Origin of the sequence: Cobetia crustatorum, from assembly GCF_000591415.1 — a bacterium.
GTDB lineage: Bacteria > Pseudomonadota > Gammaproteobacteria > Pseudomonadales > Halomonadaceae > Cobetia > Cobetia crustatorum.
Genome location: NZ_JEMF01000044.1, coordinates 1 through 18,256, shown reverse-complemented (window position 1 = coordinate 18,256; position 18,256 = coordinate 1). Strand labels below are relative to the sequence as shown.

Annotated in this window: 18 protein-coding genes and 1 pseudogene; 7 read left to right on the top strand and 12 right to left on the bottom strand. The window is 59.1% G+C overall.

Annotated features, from left to right (window positions below):
* Positions 1-85 precede the first annotated feature (85 nt).
* Entirely contained in the window at positions 86-214 is a 129-nt protein-coding gene (locus tag BF12_RS23140; protein WP_282705493.1) for a hypothetical protein, read from the bottom strand.
* A gap of 415 nt (positions 215-629) precedes the next feature.
* On the opposite strand from BF12_RS23140, the pseudogene BF12_RS19670 reads away from it, so the two are divergent.
* A pseudogene (locus tag BF12_RS19670) lies at positions 630-1,530 on the top strand (DMT family transporter).
* Here BF12_RS19670 and BF12_RS0110545 read toward each other — a convergent pair.
* The 6 genes from BF12_RS0110545 to BF12_RS19660 all read right to left on the bottom strand — a co-directional run bounded on the left by BF12_RS0110545 (position 1,508) and on the right by BF12_RS19660 (position 5,747).
* Entirely contained in the window at positions 1,508-2,257 is a 750-nt protein-coding gene (locus tag BF12_RS0110545; protein ID WP_024952247.1) for an ABC transporter ATP-binding protein, read from the bottom strand. The pseudogene BF12_RS19670 and the gene BF12_RS0110545 sit on opposite strands and share 23 nt — an antisense overlap.
* Positions 2,251-3,237: a FecCD family ABC transporter permease gene (locus BF12_RS0110540; protein ID WP_439644508.1), complete on the bottom strand. Its 987-nt coding sequence runs from the start codon at positions 3,235-3,237 to the stop codon at positions 2,251-2,253. The genes BF12_RS0110545 and BF12_RS0110540 overlap by 7 nt, the downstream gene beginning before the upstream one ends.
* A 75-nt stretch (positions 3,238-3,312) precedes the next feature.
* The gene (locus tag BF12_RS22855) at positions 3,313-3,552 is read right to left on the bottom strand and encodes a TroA family protein (RefSeq protein ID WP_248623679.1); all 240 of its coding nucleotides are present in this window, start codon (positions 3,550-3,552) and stop codon (positions 3,313-3,315) included.
* Positions 3,549-4,076, bottom strand: coding sequence for an ABC transporter substrate-binding protein (locus BF12_RS22850; protein WP_248623678.1), 528 nt, complete (start codon positions 4,074-4,076; stop codon positions 3,549-3,551). Before BF12_RS22850 ends, BF12_RS22855 begins: the two co-directional genes overlap by 4 nt.
* 17 nt (positions 4,077-4,093) lie before the next feature.
* Complete coding sequence (locus BF12_RS22845) at positions 4,094-4,435, bottom strand: TroA family protein (protein ID WP_248623677.1); 342 nt, start codon at positions 4,433-4,435, stop codon at positions 4,094-4,096.
* Between the two features lie 67 nt (positions 4,436-4,502).
* Positions 4,503-5,747 carry a helix-turn-helix domain-containing protein gene (locus BF12_RS19660; RefSeq protein ID WP_024952245.1) on the bottom strand — a complete coding sequence of 415 codons (1,245 nt, stop codon included), beginning with the start codon at positions 5,745-5,747 and terminating at the stop codon, positions 4,503-4,505.
* Positions 5,748-6,038: 291 nt separating this feature from the next.
* On the opposite strand from BF12_RS19660, the gene BF12_RS0110525 reads away from it, so the two are divergent.
* Both BF12_RS0110525 and BF12_RS0110520 read left to right on the top strand, forming a co-directional pair.
* Positions 6,039-7,082 carry a phosphotransferase enzyme family protein gene (locus BF12_RS0110525; RefSeq protein ID WP_248623676.1) on the top strand — a complete coding sequence of 348 codons (1,044 nt, stop codon included), beginning with the start codon at positions 6,039-6,041 and terminating at the stop codon, positions 7,080-7,082.
* The gene (locus BF12_RS0110520; RefSeq protein WP_024952243.1) at positions 7,082-8,416 is read left to right on the top strand and encodes an aspartate aminotransferase family protein; all 1,335 of its coding nucleotides are present in this window, start codon (positions 7,082-7,084) and stop codon (positions 8,414-8,416) included. Before BF12_RS0110525 ends, BF12_RS0110520 begins: the two co-directional genes overlap by 1 nt.
* 264 nt (positions 8,417-8,680) lie before the next feature.
* On the opposite strand, the gene BF12_RS0110515 is transcribed toward BF12_RS0110520, so the two are convergent.
* The gene (locus tag BF12_RS0110515) at positions 8,681-10,708 is read right to left on the bottom strand and encodes a TonB-dependent receptor domain-containing protein (RefSeq protein WP_024952242.1); all 2,028 of its coding nucleotides are present in this window, start codon (positions 10,706-10,708) and stop codon (positions 8,681-8,683) included.
* Positions 10,709-11,066: 358 nt separating this feature from the next.
* On the opposite strand from BF12_RS0110515, the gene BF12_RS0110510 reads away from it, so the two are divergent.
* Positions 11,067-11,945, top strand: coding sequence for an ABC transporter substrate-binding protein (locus BF12_RS0110510; RefSeq protein WP_024952241.1), 879 nt, complete (start codon positions 11,067-11,069; stop codon positions 11,943-11,945).
* Between the two features lie 105 nt (positions 11,946-12,050).
* Here the strand turns inward: BF12_RS0110510 and BF12_RS0110505 are convergent, their stop codons facing one another.
* The 3 genes from BF12_RS0110505 to BF12_RS22835 all read right to left on the bottom strand — a co-directional run bounded on the left by BF12_RS0110505 (position 12,051) and on the right by BF12_RS22835 (position 13,694).
* Positions 12,051-13,043, bottom strand: a complete 993-nt coding sequence (locus BF12_RS0110505; RefSeq protein ID WP_024952240.1) for a nucleoid-associated protein — start codon at positions 13,041-13,043, stop codon at positions 12,051-12,053.
* Positions 13,044-13,123: 80 nt separating this feature from the next.
* Complete coding sequence (locus BF12_RS22840) at positions 13,124-13,471, bottom strand: substrate-binding domain-containing protein (protein ID WP_024952239.1); 348 nt, start codon at positions 13,469-13,471, stop codon at positions 13,124-13,126.
* A gap of 61 nt (positions 13,472-13,532) precedes the next feature.
* Entirely contained in the window at positions 13,533-13,694 is a 162-nt protein-coding gene (locus tag BF12_RS22835) for a hypothetical protein (protein ID WP_248623675.1), read from the bottom strand.
* 415 nt (positions 13,695-14,109) lie between these two features.
* On the opposite strand from BF12_RS22835, the gene BF12_RS0110490 reads away from it, so the two are divergent.
* The 3 genes from BF12_RS0110490 (at position 14,110) to BF12_RS0110480 (ending at position 17,233) form a co-directional block, all read left to right on the top strand.
* Entirely contained in the window at positions 14,110-14,805 is a 696-nt protein-coding gene (locus BF12_RS0110490) for a helix-turn-helix transcriptional regulator (RefSeq protein ID WP_024952238.1), read from the top strand.
* Between the two features lie 98 nt (positions 14,806-14,903).
* A complete protein-coding gene (locus tag BF12_RS0110485; RefSeq protein WP_024952237.1) occupies positions 14,904-16,211 on the top strand; it encodes an aspartate aminotransferase family protein in 1,308 nt (435 codons plus the stop codon).
* Positions 16,208-17,233: a phosphotransferase enzyme family protein gene (locus BF12_RS0110480; protein WP_024952236.1), complete on the top strand. Its 1,026-nt coding sequence runs from the start codon at positions 16,208-16,210 to the stop codon at positions 17,231-17,233. Before BF12_RS0110485 ends, BF12_RS0110480 begins: the two co-directional genes overlap by 4 nt.
* A gap of 351 nt (positions 17,234-17,584) precedes the next feature.
* Here BF12_RS0110480 and tnpC read toward each other — a convergent pair.
* The coding region (gene tnpC / locus BF12_RS0110475; RefSeq protein ID WP_024952235.1) for an IS66 family transposase at positions 17,585-18,256 on the bottom strand (672 nt) is incomplete at its 5' end.

Sequence of the window (18,256 nt, the reverse complement as noted above, 5' to 3'; positions counted from 1 at the left end):
GAAGACTCGGCTATTGCCTTGCCCGTAGCAGAGGGCGCAAGAGGAGTAGATGAGGGTGTTGGTGTGGTGTGAGAGGAGTTCGAGGTCATGACAGCACCTCGCTGCAGTCGCCAATGACGCGTGAGCGACAGTCTTGGGAAGGGGGATCGGGATAGCCGCCATAGGGGGTGGGCAGATCGGGGCTACACGGGGATGCCGTAGTCTGAATGACCATGGTTGAAGCTCCTTTGTGTTGGAGCCGCTCCCGCTGTCGCCAAACAGTGATGGGGGCGGCCGTACACGGGTTGGCGAACCGGCCACAAAGGACACCGGCAGACCCGAGGGTCTCCCGCGCACGACCGCCATAACGCATGGCAGGCACAAAAAAAGCGCCAACCATGGTCCGGGGCGCTGATGCGCCTTTGTGGTTTCGAGTCGCCAAACCCGACCGAGGATTTTGCCTCGATAAACCAAATCTAGCAGATGAAAGAGAGGTCGTAAATATCACCCAGCGGGAAAAGAGGCGTCTATTCGAAGTTGGCCTCAATATCGCGAAAATTCGCCTCTGGCGTGGCACGTTGCCATGGCATTCCGTAGAGGGAATCGGGAGAATGCTGCCTTTCTTTCAGCCGCGTAGCGAATCGATAGTCATGACGGAGTTGGTGGATCGGCCCTTGGCCGGAATTGTTCTCAGATTGCTGTCCGGTGTGTTGTTCACCGGCATGATGGTGTGTGTGAAGGCGGTCAGCGAGACGGTGGAAGTGGGGCAGACGGTGTTCTTTCGTTCGGCCTTTGCCTTGATTCCGATCATGAGCTTCATGATGTGGCGCAAGGAGTTCCCGCGTGGTCTGGCGACCCGTCGGCCGGGCGGGCATCTGCTGCGCTCCGGTTTCGGTGCGGCCGCGATGTTTGCCTCCTTTGCGGCGGTTGCCTTGCTGCCCATCTCGGAGGCGACGCTGCTGGCACAGCTGACGCCGGTCATGATGGCCGTGGGTGGTGTGGTCTTGCTGGGGGGAGCGGTTCAGTCGCCAACGGGCGTTGGCGCTGGGGCTGGCCTTGGCGGGAGTTATGGTGCTGATTCTGCCGTCGCTGAACCTCGAGAGCAGTACCGGCAATGTGACCGGCTACGTTCTGGGAGTACTCTCGGCACTGCTGACGACTGGCGCGTTGCTGACGGTGAGGCGTATCTCGCGTACCGAGACGGCCGGAGCGATCGCCTTCTATTTCATCCTGGTCTCGGCCTTGGCAGGCTTGGCGACGCTTCCGATGGGATGGGCGCCGCTTTCCCGGGAGGCGCTGGGGCTGTTGGTGCTGTCAGGATTGTTCGGGGGTGCCGCGCATATCTGCATGACACTGGCATTGCGCTACGCTGAGGCGTCCCGCCTGGCACCCTTCGAGTATGTCGCGTTGCTCTGGCCGATTCTGGCGGACCTGCTGATCTTCCATGCCCCCATCTCGAGTGGCTTCCTGTTTGCCCTGCCCCTGATGCTGGCAGGGGCAGGGCTGGCCGCCTTCGAAGGGCGTCAGATCAGATGGCCTCTTCGACGATGAGCTGTGGCTGCCCCTGGGAGCAGGGCTCGATGCGGGCAGCTACGCGATAGACCTCACGCAGTCGCTCCGGAGTGACTACCTCAGCGGTCGGGCCGCTGGCGATGAGGCGGCCGTTCTGAAGCAGCATGGCCTGGTCCGTGAAGCGCAGTGCCTGGCCCAGGTCGTGCAAGGCGGCAATGATCAGCATGCCTCGCTCGCGGGCGAGGCGACGCAGAATGGTCAAGAGCTGCAGCTGGCGATGCAGATCCAGTGCAGAGGTTGGCTCATCCAACAGCAGAATCTCGGGTGACTGCACCAGCGCCTGGGCGGCCCCCACCAGCTGGCGCTGGCCTCCACTCAGATCACTGATGTCCCGCTCGCCCAGCGCGCTGATTCCCAGATCGTCCAGTGCACGCTCTACCTCTGTCATGTCCTCGGGCTGAACCTTCAGGCTGCGCCCCTGCATGCGCGCCAGTAGTACCGATTCATAGACCGTCAGCACGGCATTGACGCCGGTGTCCTGTGGCATGTAGCCGATGGGGCGCTGGCGAGTCGCGCCCTCGACGCGTGCCTCTCCACCGCCGTCGATCAACCCGAGGATGCGCCGGAACAAGGTCGACTTGCCGGCGGCGTTGGGCCCCAGCAAGGCCACCACCTGGCCCCCTTCAAAGCAGGGCGTCGTGACCTCCGCCAGAATCTGGCGGCGACCATAGTGGGCGGACAAGCGATCAAGCGTGAGCGTTACCATGAGGAAGACTTCTGTCGCAGGATGAGGAACAGGAAGAAGGGAATGCCGACCAGTGAGGTGATGATGCCGATCGGGATCACCGTGCCCGGCAGGATGATCTTCGACAGCACCGAGCCGATCGAGAGAATCAGCGCCCCGCACAGGGCAGAGCCGGGCACGAAGAAGCGTTGATCTTCCCCCAGCAGCAGGCGTGCGATATGCGGACCGACCAGACCGATGAAGCCGATGGTGCCGACGAAGGCGACGGCGATGGCAGCCAGTAGCGAGACCAGTACCAGCACTTCCAGGCGCAGCGCCTTGGGTTTGACGCCCATGCTTTCCGCCTTGGTATCTCCCAGGCGCATGGCCGTCAGTGCCCAGCCATGACGTGCCAGTAGTGGCAGCACGATCGCCAGAACGCCGAGCGAGACCCAGAACTTGGGCCAGGTGGCCTTGGTCAGGCTGCCCATGGTCCAGAAGACCACGGCGGCCACGGCCTGTTGGCTGGCGAAGAACTGGATCAGGGCCATCAGCGAATTGAAGATGAAGACCATGGCAATGCCGAGCAGCACGATGGTCTCGATTGTCACGCCACGCTTCATGCTCAAGGCGTGGATGAAGAAGGCCGTGATCATGGCCATGACGAAGGCATTGATGGGGACCACATAATCGATGGCGGCGGGAATGATCGCGACGCCAAAGGCCAGTGCCAGCGCGGCACCGAAGCTGGCCCCGGCCGAGATGCCCAGAGTGAAGGGGCTAGCCAGGGGGTTGCTGAGGATGGTCTGCATCTGGGCACCGGCCACCGACAGGCTGGCACCGACCACCAGCGCCATCAGGGCGACGGGCATACGGATTTCCCATAGGATGACCCGCACCTGATCACTGACAGAGTCCGGTGAGATCAATGCCGCGATGACCTCATCGAGAGGGAAGCGTGCCGGGCCGAGTGATAGATCCAGGCATAGGCTCAAGAACAACGCTACGCCCAGTGACACCAGGATCACCTGCCGTTTGAGCACCGAGGCACGGTAGTGACTCCCCCCTTGCGAGAGGGGGGGGGGGAAGAGGTGACATCATTCATCTTTCAGCGATACCCAGTAGCCAGGTGCGTAGTCCACGGGCAGGAAGCGTTCGTGCAGCTCCTGCATGGTGGCTTCCGGATCGAGATCGGCAAACAGCTCCGGGTGGAACCATTTGGCCATCTTCTGGACTGCCACGAAGTAGTAGGGGCTGTTGTAGAACTGATGCCAGATGGCGTGGAAGTTGGCGTTATCCACGGCTTTAATACCCGTCATGGCGGTGCGCTGGGTCAAGGCCTGAAGCTTCTCGCGAGCGAGATCCTGATCGGCCCCCGGGCCGACACCGACCCATTTGCCGCCGGGTACATAGCGTCCCAGCTTCCCCCTGTCACGACGACATGTTCAGGATTGGCAGCGATGATCTGCTCGGGATTCAGGGTGCCAAAGGTGGAAGGAATGATGCCTTCGGCAATGTTGTGGCCGCCGGCCAGATCGACGTATTCACCGAAGTTGCCCGAACCGAAGCTCATGCAGCAGTCATCGGAGTAACCGCCGGCACGGTCAATGAAGACGTCAGGGCGCTGTGGGTCTTGCTTCGCGATGACATCGGTGACGCGTGCCATCTGCTCTTCGGTGTAGGCGATGAACGCCTCCGCCTTGTCTTCCTTGCCCAGCAACTGGCCCATCAGGCGCATGGACGGGGTGGTGTTCTCGAGTGGGTCCTCGCGGAAGTCGACATAGACAATCGGGATGTTCAGCTGTGCCAGTTTGTCATCATAGGCAGCGTCTTCAGTTGCCTGACGCGCTTCCAGGTTCATCAGCACCACATCCGGCTTCAGGCTGCCGCCTGCTCGACATCGAAGGTGCCATCCTTGAAACCACCGAAGGTTGGAATCTTCTCGAGTTCCGGAAAGCGCTTGGCATAGTGGGCATAGTTGTCCGGATCGGCTTGAGAGAAGTCCTCACGCCAGCCTACTACCTTGTCGAAGGGAGCCTCGGGCTCCAGTGCGCCCAGCAGATAGACTTGGCGACCTTCGCCCAGAATCATGCGCTCGACCGGGGTGTCGAGGGTGACTTGCCGGCCGGCGATATCGGTCAGGGTGATGACTTCGGCAGAGACGCTGTTGCTTACCGCGAGTAACAACCCGCAGGCGGCGGTGGTGAGAAAGGGCTTCATGTTGTGCTCGTTGAGAAGTGGAGGGGCAACGCCAGCGATGGGGAGATGTTGACTTTTGCACAGGAGATTACATCACCAGCAGTTGCATATCATTATCATCAGCCTTGCGATTATGAAGTAATTCCCGATGAGCGTCGATATGGCCTCGTCTGTCTCGATATCCGGCGTGCACCGCCCTCAGATCACCATTAAGTCTGTACTTGTTTCGCAGCCCAACCATCTCAGCGGCAGTACTAAAATGGTTTGGCTTAGAGCTTCTATCTAGTCGGTTTCTTGATAGCACACATATCGCCCCGCCTATTTTCACGGCGACGCTTTCTCTCGCCCGATAGCGCGCCTGGGTACCCGAGGGACTCTCACCGAACAGACGGCGGTAGTCCTGGGCAAACTGGCCCAGATGATAGAACCCCCAGTCGCTAGCGACCTGACCGATCGTGCTCGTTGACAGGGGATCGCAAAGCCTCCGCCGTACTTGATTGAGTCGGTTGAAGCGGATGAACTGCATCGGACTGAGGCCGAGGATGCTGGTGAAGCTGTTGTGCAGTGTCCGCTGACTGACGTGGGCGATACGACAGAGACTCTCGATGCTGACCGGTGCAGGCTCCCCTCGGTTTACATGCTCGCGTACGCGCTCCACTACCTGCCGTCGGTGGTGATAGCTGGGGTAGCGGTCGGTTAGAGGTGTCCATTCCTCAAGAATGGCGGCAACAGCCAGTGACAGGATGCCCTGATGCACCTGAACCTCGAATCCCGGCCCCAGTCGCTTGATCAGGCGGTCCATCAGGAAGGTGACCCCTCGCCGAGTCCCTTGCGTCACCCCGAGTCGCATCGTGTGCTGCGGATCCCCTTCCAATAGCGTCAGTGCCGACTCCCCCGCGACCTCGAGCAGCCAGTCACGCCGCAACACGAGACAGTGGATCGCGAAAGTGTCCGGCGTGGTCAGCGCGAAATCATGCCCGCCCGGCTGACACATGATATCGCCTGCCTCAAGCGCGTAGCCATTGATCCGGCAGGGCTGTCGCTCGGCGGGAATACCGATCCACAGCGAATCCGGCCAGACATGACATTGCTGGTCCAATGCCTGGCTGGTGTATTCCTTGAATACCTGCATTCCCGGCAGATGGAGTTCATCGATACGTCCGTAGAAGGCGCCCTGACCGTACTGATCATAGTGTTGCGACCAGTCGGTCAGGTTATGCGCCTGTTCATTGACGTCCCATGCCTCCCGTGTGCACTTGCCTGGTGCATGCTCGAAAATCCCGTGCTGCCAGGTGGCATCACTGTCGTCCGTTCGTGATACATCTTCGTGCATTGATCAATCAACTCATTGTTCTTGTTGGTTTTTTCAGCTTTGCCGGATGCTGATAACGCATCACCTCGCGCTGTCGTTAGTCTGAGTCATGCAACTTTCGCGCACAGAGTCATGCCGTGAGCCAGATCGTGGGTCGTGAGATTGGCCATTGGCTTCTGGCTGCAGACGAAGTGTGACACCGAGACCGCAAGATCCCCGGTCTTCCCATGTCAGCGAGGTGGTGAGATGTATACGGAAGCTCTGATAAATCAAACAAGACACGAGTTGGTCACTTGCCTGGAAAAGTGGCACATGTCGGAAACCTCGCGGATCTCGCTGCTGACCATGTCAGAGAACGCGACCTTTCTGGCCGAGGACGACGAGGAGGGGCGCAGGATCATCATTCGGGTCCACCGCCCGGACTATCACTGCCGGGAGGAGATCGAGTCCGAGTTGGCCTGGATCGATGACCTGCGCACGACGGCACGGATCAATACGCCGGCGCCGGTCATGACCACAACAGGCAGCCCTGTGCTGAGCATCTCCGCCGGCGGGCAATCCTTGTATGTGGTGGCCTTCGAGCATGTGGTCGGCAGTGAGCCGGATATCGACGAGGGTCTGCCGCAGTGGTTCGAACGGCTGGGCGCGATGACTGCCACGCTGCACGAACACAGCCGTCGCTGGCAGCCGCCGGAAGGCTTCGTGCGCAAGCGCTGGGACTTGGAAAGCATGATCTCACCCCGTGGACTGTGGGGCGATTGGCGAAATGCGCCGCGCATGACGCTGGAAGAGGCCCAGGCCATCAATGCTGCCATCCCCTATCTCAAGTCGGAAATCGCGCTTTATGGCACGGCACCAGAGCAGTTCGGGCTGGTCCATGCCGACCTGCGCTTGACCAACCTGCTGGTATCACGGGACAGCATGGCGATCATCGACTTCGATGACTGCGGCTTCTGCTGGTATGCCTATGACTTCGCTGCCGCGATCAGCTTCCACGAGATGGATCCGTGCGTCGCGCAGCTGAGAGACGCCTGGATCAAGGGGTACCGCTCGGTGGCCGAGTTCTCGTCCGCGGATGAGGCAATGCTGGATACCTTCATCATGTTGCGTCGCATTCTGCTGTGTGCCTGGCTGGCCACGCATCAGGAGAGCAAGGAAGGCAAGACACTGAGTGATGGTTTCAGCCGGGATACGGCCATCATGGCGCGGCGCTATGTTCAGCAACGAGGGGGCCAGTCACGAGAGGGCCAGCAAGGTGTCGTGCAGACACTGGGCATGCAGGAACACGACGATCAGGCGGATGTTGATCGGACAGGTACAGATCGGACAATCAATGACAAGGTGAGGATGGCGTGATGGAAAAGGTACGCGGGATTCTGGATCAGAACGCCTTCAGCATGGCGCATATCGACAAGGCTGATGCGCGAATCGGCGCCTTGGTGCGCAAGCGGCTGGAAACGGTAGGGCCGACGTCCATGCTCTTCTATGAGGAGCCGCTGCACATCGTCCGGGGCGAGCGGGTCTGGTTGTTCGATGATCAAGGCAAGCGCTACCTGGATGTCTACAACAATGTGCCGTCCATCGGCCACTGCCATCCTCGCGTGGTTCAGGCGGTCGCTGAACAGATGGGGACCCTCAACGTGCACAACCGCTATCTGCACGAAGGCATCCATCGCTATGCCGAGCGTCTGCTGGACACGCTGCCGCGCGCGCTCAATCGACTGGTGATGATGTGTACCGGCAGTGAAAGCAACGACATGGCGCTGAGGCTGGCGCGTGGCTGGACGGGCCGGCAGGGGATCATCGTCACCGAGGCGGCCTACCACGGCAACACGGCCGCCGTGACGGAAGTTTCACCGTCTTCCTACAAACAGGGAACGCCGCCGGATCACGTACATATCCTGCCGATCTCCCGGATGAGTGAGCAGGCAGACCCGGCCGTCTGGTTCGCCGAGCAGGTGCGGTACGGCATCGAACAGCTGGAGGCGAGGGGCCATGGATGCGCGGCGCTGCTGGTCGACTCCATCTTCTCGAGCGATGGCATCTATGCCGACCCCGCAGGTTTCCTGAAGCCCGCGGTCGAACTCCTGCAGTCCCGGGGCGGCCTGTTCATCTCCGATGAGGTCCAGCCCGGCTTTGGGCGCACGGGGCAGGGGATGTGGGGCTTCTCGCGCCACGGCGTGACGCCGGATGTGGTGACCATGGGCAAACCGATGGGCAACGGCTTCCCGATGTCCGGGCTGGCGGCACGCGAGGAGTTGCTGGCGGTCCTGAACGCTGATGTGGGCTACTTCAATACCTTCGGCGGCTCACCGGTCGCCGTGGCGGCGGGCACGGCGGTGCTGGACGTGATCGCCGAGGAAGACCTGATGGCCAATGCAGAGCGTCAGGGCGAGTACTTCAAGCGACAGCTGCAGGACATTCAGGCACGCTTCGAGGAGGTGAGCGATGTACGAGGCGCCGGGCTGTTCCTGGGGCTGGACCTCTGTGACCCGACGCGTGACGGAGCGCCGGACGCCCAGCGCACCACGGCGTTGATCAACGACCTCAAGCGCAATGGCGTGTTGATCGGCGGGGCCGGCAAGTCCGGCAGTACCTTGAAGATTCGCCCGCCACTGTGCATCGAACGCTCGGAAGCCGACCTCTTCCTGGACAGGTTCGAGCAATCCTTGAGAACGACTGCCAGGTAACCCACTCGCAACACGTCATGGGTCATCGGTGAATAACTCCGCTGCGGAGCTGCAAGTTGCAATTGAAACACTTGCCAAGGTGCAAGCTTTCCGCGAGTGGTTCTTGGAGGAAAATGGCAGCGAGTATCGTGGATCTGATGGAAGATGCTGATGATGACACCGGCCCTCATGCCTGACGTCCTATTTTTAGGTTATGAACTGAAACGCGACAAGGGGAGCCTCGGCTCCCCTTGTCGCGTCAGCATGAATGCTTCTAGTTGAGGGTCAGAAGTCCATGGTCAGCCCAAGGTTCAACCGGCGGCCATCCAGCACCACGCCGTAGGTGTCATTGGTGACTTCCTTGTCAGCGATGTTGTAGAGGCCAGCCTTGACGCGAGCGCTCTCGTTCAAGGCATAGACGACACCCACATCGAAGAAGGTATAGCTCGGCGTGCCTTCGCTCATGCTGGTACGTGACAGGTAATCACTGGTTTCGCCACGGTAGTTCCCCTGTGCCCACAGGTTGAGGTCGTGAGTAGCCTGCCAGTCGAGTGCCACGTTGAGCATATGTTCCGGGACCTTGTTCAAGGGCTCGCCCTTGAATTCACCACTTTTCTGCTCGGAGTCGGTGTAGGTGTAGCTGGAACTCAGATTCACGCTTGGCGTGATGGCATAGTCCAGTGACAGCTCGATCCCCTGCATGACGGCTTCGTCGATGTTGCGGTAGGTGCTGACGAAATAGTAGTCCGTGCCGGCATAGCTGCACTCGCGGAAGGCAGGATCGGAGAAACCTGCATCCGGACCTTGGCAGAGGCGATCTTCAGAGATCTTGTCTTTGAACTGGGTGTAGAACAGGGTAGCACCGGCGCTGAGTGTGCCTGACTGGTTCTGGAAGACGGTGCCCAGCTCATAATTGGTACTGGTTTCCGGATCCAGCTCCTCGTTACCGATGATGACAGCGCTGCCCCGACCGGTTAGACGACCGAAGCCCTCTGTCGCAGCGGATAGACTCGGTTGGCTGTAGCCCGTGGAGACCCCGCCCTTGAGTGTCCATTGCGGATCAAGGTGATAATTGGCGTAGACGCGCGGCGAGAGATGTCCGCCAAACAGCTCGTCATCGTCGTAGCGCAAGCCGGTGGTGACGTTGAGGTCCTCGGTCAGACTCCATTCCATCTCGACGAATAGCGCCGCGATCCAGCGATCGACGTTATCGACGGCCCCCGGGACATTCGAATCCAGCAAACCATTGGTCTCATCGGTCAGCTGCTCGAATTTGTACTGACCGCCGAAGGTCAGCATATGGTCGCCCCAGAAGTACGTGGTCTGGTTGTTGAGCGTGGTGACTTCTTCGCGTTTCTCATCATCGGAATCCAGCACGTTCTCCGAGATGTCGTGCTGCAGATAGGTGTCCGTGAGGAAGCTGCCGTAACTTCCCTTGTGGCCAAGGGTATAGACATCCTTGTCGTAGCGATAACGACTGGTTTCGGAATCATCTGCGATGCTCACGCCAGCATTGTGAGTGTATTCTTTCTTGGAGGCGGTATAGCCGAGCGTGAACGCATTGTCCTCATCTGGTGTCAGCGTGAACTCGGCACCTCCTTGACGTGTGTCGCTGTCGGGCATGCTTTCAGCATTGTCGCTACCGCCCTGGTAATCGCTTTCTTCATAACCGGTCCAGTTTCCGTGGACCTTGAGACCGAGCAGGCCTTCGATGAGCGGCCCGCTGGTATAGAAGCTCAGTTGCTGCCCGTCATTGCTGATGTCGTTGAGCGAATGGGTGTATTCCGTCGTGACAGACCCCGACCAATCATCCGCCACTTTTTTTGTGATGATGTTGATGACGCCGCCCATGGCTTGTGAGCCGTACAGCGATGACATCGGTCCGCGAATCACTTCCACTCGCTCGATCATCGAGATTGGGGGGAGGCCAATCTGCTTGCCTTCATCATTGCCATTGGTATTGACGGAGCGGCCAGCCGAGAGAGGGCGGCCATCGATCATGTAAAGCGTGTAGCTGTTGTCCATCCCTCGAATACTGATGTCCTGAGAATTCCCGCCCCCCGTGACATAGACGCCAGGCACATTATCCATGGCATCTGTGATGTCCGTGTACGACTGCTTGTTGAGCTGCTCGCCGGTAATGACCGAGATACTGGCAGGGGCATCCGAGATCACCTGTTCGTAGCCGGAAGCTGTCACCACCACAGGTTCCAACTGGCTGGAGTCGTCAGCCTGTACGCCAGCAGGTAGGCAAGCGGCGGCGATACCGATAGCCAAGGCCGATCGAGCAAAGGGGAGTGCGGGGACTGTCATGTTCCTGGATCCTTGAGGTCGCGATTATGTCGTTATTGAGCCACGAGTTTTTTAGGGTTGTGGGCCACTGAGTGCTCTGTTGACGTCGACTTCGGGTTGGGAATACGACAGGCATCATCGCATCAGTGTCGATCTTTTTTTTCGTGTTTAAGAAAACAAATGATAAACATTCGTATTTTTTAGTTTAGGTGTGTTTCTTTGTTGACAGAGTTGCGTTCTACGCAACCCTTGGTGATGGCATGGAGTCGTTCGTAAATTGCGGGTTATGCAACGCACAGTTGCATGATTTTGAGGAAATAGTCGTGCTAGGATCGCAAACACAAATGATATTAATTATTATTCAATAAAGGGAATGTCGATGAACGTCACTGGGCTCACCTTGTCTGTCTCTACTCTGTTGTTGGCTGCTTTACCCTTGAGTGCACAGGCACACGAAGTCGCCGGGGGAGAGCATGGCCCTTCCGTCGTGAGTCTGGACTGGGGCGCTGCCGATACGCTGGATGAGCTGGGCTTGGCCGAGCATCTCGTCGGGGTTCCACATCAGTCTGCACCCGCCTATGTGTCGCATTTGATCAAAGATCGAGCAGATGTCGGCGGACTCAAGGAGCCTGATGTCGAGGCGATCGCGGGATTGGAGCCGGACCTGATTCTGGTCACCGGCCGTCAGTCTGGATCGCTTGAGGCGCTCAAGGCTGTGGCGGAGACGCGTGATGTCACTCTCGAAGAAGGCAATTACTTCGAAGCATTTAGTGACAAGGTGCTGAGCCTGGCGTCCCCGTATCATGCTGAGGAAAAGGCGCACGATCATCTTGCAGCGCTTGAGTCTGCAATCGATACGGCACGGGAGGGGCTCGTTAACGATCTTCGAGTGCTGGTCGTGACTCACAATGACGGTCGCTATGCTTTGCGTAACGAGCCGGTAGTGACTGAGCTGCTGCAGATCGAACAGCCGGCGTTGCCGGATTCCGTGGAGCCGGTCAGCCGTGGTGCGCGTACTTTCTACCCGCTGACGCCAGCGAATATTGCCGAGATGGCGCCGAATGCTCTTTATGTGGTCGATCGCAGTGCTGCCATTGGCCAGACCCCGATGGATGCTGACGCGCTTGAGGCCGCGCTGGCCGATGCTGGCGGCGCGGACATTGGTGTCACCGTGCTATCCCCGGGGCTTTGGTATCTCTCCGGCAATGGCTTGCAGAGTGTACGTGCTCAGATGAATGAAGTTCTCGAAGGGCTGTAAAGGCCGGGGCACACGGTTTCTTGTCAGACACACGAAGGCCAGGCATCTGCCTGCCTTCGTGTGTCTGCCGGGTGTGCATCAGGTGATGTCGTCTGATCAGAGGCTTCAGCGTTGCTTGAGCTGATCGCGCAGGCCCGTCGGGACCTGCTTGATGATCAGACGGTCACTCGCTTCATCGTATTCCACCGAGTCGCCCAGCAGGTGCGAATCAAAGCTGATCGAGACGCCCGCGGCGCGCCCGGTGAAACGCTTGAACTGGTTGAGCGTCTTCTTGTCCGGCGGGATTTCCGGTGACAGCCCATAGTCGCTGTTGCGAATGTGGTCGTAGAAGGCCTGCGGGTGCTCTTCATCGATCAGCTCAGACAACTGATCCAGCGTGATTGGCTCGCCGAGCTTGGCCTGATCAGTGGCGTAGTCGACCAGGGTATCGGTTTTCTCGCGACTGGCCTCCTCGGCCATGTCTTCCTTCTCGACGTAGTCGCTGAAGGCCTTGAGCAGGGTGCGGGTTTCCTGACCGGCATCCCGCTGCTCCTGTGCGCCCAGCGTTTCGGCGAAGGCCTCGGCGAGCTTGGTGCGTCCGCGATCGCGCGCCCAGGACAGATAGGGGTGAGACGTCGAGCTGCCTTGCCATTGACTGATATCCAGTCGTGCGGCCAGCGACATCTGGGTCATGTTGAGCTGTCGGGCGGGGGTTACCGCGAGGGACTCGTCGATCGCGAAGCCGTCACGATGGTGCAGCAACGCCATGAACAGGTGACGCGTCTCGCCCTGTTGGTGATCCACCACCAGCAGATGACCGCCTGTCGGGAGGTTGTCATCGATCAACGGCATGAGTCGACCGGCAAGCGTCTGGGTCAGGCTCGCGAAATCGCTATCACCTGCGAGGAAAGACGCCAGCTCGGCGGGGAAGGCGGCAGGTGCGTCTTCATTGAAACGGCCCCAGTTCTTGGCCTTGCCGTGGTAGGCATCATTGAGCCCGGACACCAGATCCTCCAGTGCATCGGATGCCGGCAGGGCGGTGGCGGCAGGCACCAGCTGGGCCGGCGTCTCGCTATTGCCCTTGTCGATACGGTGAATGATGCTGTGCAGGATCGGCATGGAAACCTCCCTCGGCTGCGATGAACGGGCTGGGGATGATACCTGCCGCGCTCCATAGCGTCACTCCTGGCGACATCTCCTCACGGACAGGTTTCACCCTGGATCAGCTGTGTCGATTGCCGGTGTGATGACGCGGGCTCCAGTCCTAGAATCATTCGCGCGGCAAGGCGGCCTTTCTCGGTACTGTCCTGCTGGACGGTGGTCAGGCGCGGTGACCGATATTGTCCTTCCTCGATGCCGTCGAAGCCGGTGATACGCAGATCCTCGGGAATTCGGATGCCACGTTGTTCGGCCAGGGTCACGGCGGTCAGAGCAATACGGTCTGACATGCACAGCAGGAGGTCTGGCCGCTCGCTGGCCGGCAGGTCGAGTATCTCTGCCAGTACCGGCGCGCAGACCTCATAGGTGTTTTCCTCGATGTTCCACATCGTTACAGAATCGGGGGAGATATCCTGCTCGGTCAGCGCACGATGAAAAACCCGCCAGACGCTAGCGGGTGATGGTTCGACTTGCCGAGAACAATGTGTGGGCATTAGTGATGCAGCCATTGCGGGGCGTGTCGGTCAGGCGCAGATTGACGATGTCGATACGACTGGCGGGTATCTTTGAGGCATGCTGCGCGATGGCGTAGTAGGCGGGCTCATCATCCACATGGATGCTGGCAATGCGAAGGACGCGTTGACGGGGTTGATGCGCTTTGCATCTGCTTTCCCAGCCAGATAACCCTGATGAGGAGGGAAATCGGCCAACTTTACATGAAGAACGCGACCGACGGTGCGATGGAGCATCATTCTGAGTGCTCCAGCGCGAACCGAATTGATCATCATTTCCCTAGCATGCCGTCTGGCTGGCAGCTTGTTTTGTAAGCCCAGCTCAAGTCTGTGAGTAGTGATATCGACTATCATCGAGCAGGCATAATATTCTTGGTTTTCACCGCCGAGCACTTGGCCGCTCACGAAGCTTGGCTGCAGTCGGTCGAGTCGCTATCTCTGGACTCGCAGCTGCTTAGTTGTAGGGTGCCGGATGATCGTCGGGTGCTTGGTATCAAAAGGAGGCTTACTTACTAGTGAATGATCGTCAGGATACCCATCCATTTCAGCGTGAAATCTTGGCATTGGTGGATCGCTTGGTCCCCCTGAGTGGTTCGGCCTTCTTCTTGGTGAGTCCGAACATGCAGCATGCCGGTGCCTTGCTATATAACTTGGCGCCGATTGCTGAGCGTGAGTATCGAGCGGAATATGGTGCTATGGATCCGCTTAACCCGGAACTCTTTGCCGACAAAAATGACACAGTGGTAACACTGGACTCCCGCATCTCTCCACACTTGCTTAAGCAGACGCTCTATTACCAGGAATTCATGGTGCCGCATGACCACCGTTACGTTGCGGATATGTTTTTTCGCCGCGAGGGGCAGATCATCGCGGGCGTCACTATCCTACGCGAGGCATCCATGGGGAATTTCCAGCCACAGGAGCTGGATCTACTGCGCCAAGTACAGCCGTTCATCGAATTTTCTCTCAATGCGACCTACTTGCCTCAGCGCAATCAGCAGCGCAAGGTGATGACCGCCAAGTATGCCTTGACCGGCCGTGAGCTCGATGTCTTGGAGTTCGTGCTGCGCGGCAGCGGTAACAAGGATATTGCCAAACAATTATCGCTGGGACTGGCAACGGTCAAGACACACCTCCACCATATCTTTCGAAAGACAGGTGCACGTGCACGCAGCGAGTTGATGGCCATAGTGATGGCGGATCTAAATTAATGATCTCCACCTTTTGATGGATGCCCTCTCTCGCCGGGAGAACAAATACTAGTCGCGTCAATCATCAATTGTTTCTCATTGAAGAGGCGACTCACACTATGGCCGACGATCAGATTAAGAACCTTCTTTCCAGAAGATATCGCGTTATGGGGCACTCCTCGCCGCTGTTTTACGATAAGCCGTTGCACTTGGTGCGCGGCAAGGGGGTCTGGCTCTGGGACCACGAAGGGAAGCGATATCTGGACGTATACAACAACGTACCCCATGTGGGGCACTGCAATCCCCGAGTTGTCGAGGCGATGCACCGCCAAGCCTCAACCCTCAACATCCACACCCGCTATCTGCACGACAACATCGTTGATTACCTCGAGCGGCTGACCGGGACCTTCGACGATGGCTTGCAGATGGCCATGCTGACCTGCACCGGAAGCGAAGCCAACGAGCTGGCGCTGCGCATGGCTCGCTTCTACACCGGCGGGCAGGGAATCATCGTCACCGACTTCGCCTACCACGGCAACACGGAGGCGGTGGCTGAGATCGGTACTGGCTTCATGCCAGAGGCTCGGACCACCAAGCGCGTGAAATCGTTTCCGATCCCGGACGCCTATCGTCCCCTTGACGAACTCTCGGGCGAGGCCCTGGCCCAGGCCTATGCCGACCGGGTCCAGCAGGCGATCGATGAATTCCATGCCGAAGGTATCAACGTGGCCGGCATTCTGGTGTGCCCCGACTTCGCTAACGAAGGCCTGCTCGACGTGCCGCCGGGCTTCTTGGAAAAGGCCGTGGCGAAGGTCCGTAGGGCTGGCGGCGTCTTTATCGCCGACGAGGTGCAGGCGGGCTTCGGCCGTAGCGGCCGACATTTTTGGGCCTACCAGTGGTACGACGTCACTCCCGACATCGTCACCATGGGCAAGCCCATGGGCAACGGTCACCCGCTTGCCGGCGTGGTGGCGCGCCCCGAGATGATCGAGGCGTTCAGCAAGGAGGCGATGTACTTCAACACCTTCGGTGGAACACCGGTGTCCACTGCAGTCGGGATGGCGGTGCTCGATGCCCTTGAGGAAGACAACCTGATGCAGAACGCGGTCACCACCGGCGCCTATGTGGCCGAGGGCCTGCGCAAGCTGCAACGGAAGCACGAGCTGATCGGCGAGGTCCGCGATCTGGGCATGTTCTTCGGGGTGGAGCTGGTCAAGGATCGCGCGACCAAGGCGCCGGCTCAGGTCGAGACGCGTCGTCTCATCAACCTGATGCGTGACAAGGGCGTGCTGATCAGTAAGATCGGCGTCCATGACGCCATCCTGAAGCTGCGTCCCCCCATGCCGTTCCAGACCGAGCACGCGGATATCCTGCTGCACACCCTGGATGAGGCCCTGACCCAACTGACCGAGGAGGTGACCGCATGAGCACGTTCGACAGCCTGTCCCCGGAGCATCAGGGCGTTCATCTGGAGGAGCTGGCACAACGCTCCCTGCGTCACTGGGGGCTGGAAGGCAGCGATCTGTCGCTGGTGAAATACCGTGAGAATGCGGTCTACCAGGTGTCCGCCGGAAACGGTGAGCGCTACGCCCTGCGTATCCACCGTCACGGCTATCACAGCTTCGCCGCACTGCAATCCGAGTTGCAGTGGATGGCGGCGCTGAACGATAGTGGCATCTCCGTCCCTGAGGTGCTGTCCACGAATGACGGCCGCCTGCTGGTCAGCGAGTCTACTGAAATCATCGAGGAGCCTCGCCATGTCGATCTCTTCGCCTGGATAGACGGGGCTCCCCTAGGGACCGTGGAAGAAGGCTTGGGGGATAATGCCGAGCAGGTCGCAAAGCTGTATTCCGACCTAGGGCGGACCGCCGCCGAGCTTCACAATCAGTCGAATCGCTGGGAGTTGCCGGACGGATTCGAGCGACACGCCTGGGATCACGACGGCCTGGTGGGGGATGCGCCCTTCTGGGGGCGCTTTTGGGAACTGGAGCTGCTGAACGACTCTCAGCGGCGGCTGCTCGAAACGGCGCGTGACCGCATCAGCCGCGAGCTGTCAGTGTACGATCGTTCCCCCCAACGCTATGGCCTGATTCACGCCGACTTCGTCCCGGAAAACCTAATGACAGATCACGGTCGCCTGCGACTGATCGACTTCGATGATGCCGGGTTCGGTTGGCATTTGTTTGAGCTGGCCACGGCTCTTTACTTCATTCAGGAAGAGGTCTGCTATCAGGTAGCTAAACAGGCGCTAATCGATGGTTATCGGGAGCGGCGCGCTCTGTCGGATGACGATCTGGATCGCTTGGAGCTATTCATGACCGTGAGGGGCTGTACTTACCTGGGCTGGATCCGCAGTCGTCAGGAAACCGATACTGCGCGTGAGTTGGCGCCCGAGCTGATCCGTCGCGCTTGCGAGCAGGTGGAGCGGTATCTGTCTTCTCAATCCTGATGACCGGCGTGGCCCCTCGCGTATGCTTCGGTGCAGGGTAACGGCCTTGCCCAGCGATGCCGATATCTCGAACTAGGTTGTATATGAAAAGTCGGCTCGTAGACAGCGGCGTATGCAAGTTGCGCATACCATCGCATAAAAGCTACGAGCCAGCTTATCATCACACGTCGCAATATGAAGAAACTCTTAAAAAGTACTTCACTATATTCTACTGATAGGTGAATGTAGATAATGAGTGCAACGCCTCTATTTAATTGAGGGTGCTGCTGCATTGTGCTTTGCCATTAGTTCATTCATCACCTCGATAGGACATTAGAAGGTAAGCGTTCGGGCATCACCGCTTGCGAGTGATCACGCAGTATGCTGCCAATGATGGGGCAGAAGTTCGTGCATTTGGCTAGCCTTTTGGGTCGGCAGCCTTTCCAGCACATTCTTCAGGTAGGTATAGGGCTCATGGCCGTTCAGCTTGGCACACTGAATGAGGCTCATGATGGTGGCAGCACGCTGGCCACTGCGCAGAGATCCGGCGAACAGCCAGTTTGAACGCCCCAGCGCCCAGGGGCGAATCAGATTCTCCACCCGGTTGTTATCGATCGGCAACGCGCCGTCATCCAGGTAGCGCGTCAACGCCGCCCAGCGCTTCAGGCTGTAATCCAACGCTTTCGCCGTCGCCGAACCATTCGGGACCTTCTCGCGATGCGCCAGCATCCAGCGATGTAGCGTATCGGCGATGGGCTTTGCTTTCGTCTCCCGCAGCCGTTGACGCTCTTCCGCACTGAGTGACTGTACCTCACGCTCCACCTGGTATAGCTGACCGATCAGTTCGATAGCCTGCCCGGCGATCTGGCTCTTGCCAGCGACGTGCAGATCGACAAATTTACGGCGGGCATGGGCCATGCAACCGATCTCGGTAACACCGTTGGCGAAGCTCTGCTTGTAGCCGCTGTAGTCGTCACAGACCAGCTTGCCCCGCCACTTCCCGAGGAAGTCGCGGGCATGTTGTCCGCCACGTCCCTCGCTGAA

Coding starts and splice junctions, on each gene's coding strand:
- BF12_RS23140 (WP_282705493.1), bottom strand. CDS start 214: ATGGTCATTCAGACTACGGCATCCCCGTGTAGCCCCGATCTGCCCACC.
- BF12_RS0110545 (WP_024952247.1), bottom strand. CDS start 2,257: ATGGTAACGCTCACGCTTGATCGCTTGTCCGCCCACTATGGTCGCCGC.
- BF12_RS22850 (WP_248623678.1), bottom strand. CDS start 4,076: ATGAACCTGGAAGCGCGTCAGGCAACTGAAGACGCTGCCTATGATGAC.
- BF12_RS22845 (WP_248623677.1), bottom strand. CDS start 4,435: ATGAAGCCCTTTCTCACCACCGCCGCCTGCGGGTTGTTACTCGCGGTA.
- BF12_RS19660 (WP_024952245.1), bottom strand. CDS start 5,747: ATGCACGAAGATGTATCACGAACGGACGACAGTGATGCCACCTGGCAG.
- BF12_RS0110525 (WP_248623676.1), top strand. CDS start 6,039: ATGTCGGAAACCTCGCGGATCTCGCTGCTGACCATGTCAGAGAACGCG.
- BF12_RS0110520 (WP_024952243.1), top strand. CDS start 7,082: ATGGAAAAGGTACGCGGGATTCTGGATCAGAACGCCTTCAGCATGGCG.
- BF12_RS0110515 (WP_024952242.1), bottom strand. CDS start 10,708: ATGACAGTCCCCGCACTCCCCTTTGCTCGATCGGCCTTGGCTATCGGT.
- BF12_RS0110510 (WP_024952241.1), top strand. CDS start 11,067: ATGAACGTCACTGGGCTCACCTTGTCTGTCTCTACTCTGTTGTTGGCT.
- BF12_RS0110505 (WP_024952240.1), bottom strand. CDS start 13,043: ATGCCGATCCTGCACAGCATCATTCACCGTATCGACAAGGGCAATAGC.
- BF12_RS22840 (WP_024952239.1), bottom strand. CDS start 13,471: ATGTGGAACATCGAGGAAAACACCTATGAGGTCTGCGCGCCGGTACTG.
- BF12_RS0110485 (WP_024952237.1), top strand. CDS start 14,904: ATGGCCGACGATCAGATTAAGAACCTTCTTTCCAGAAGATATCGCGTT.
- BF12_RS0110480 (WP_024952236.1), top strand. CDS start 16,208: ATGAGCACGTTCGACAGCCTGTCCCCGGAGCATCAGGGCGTTCATCTG.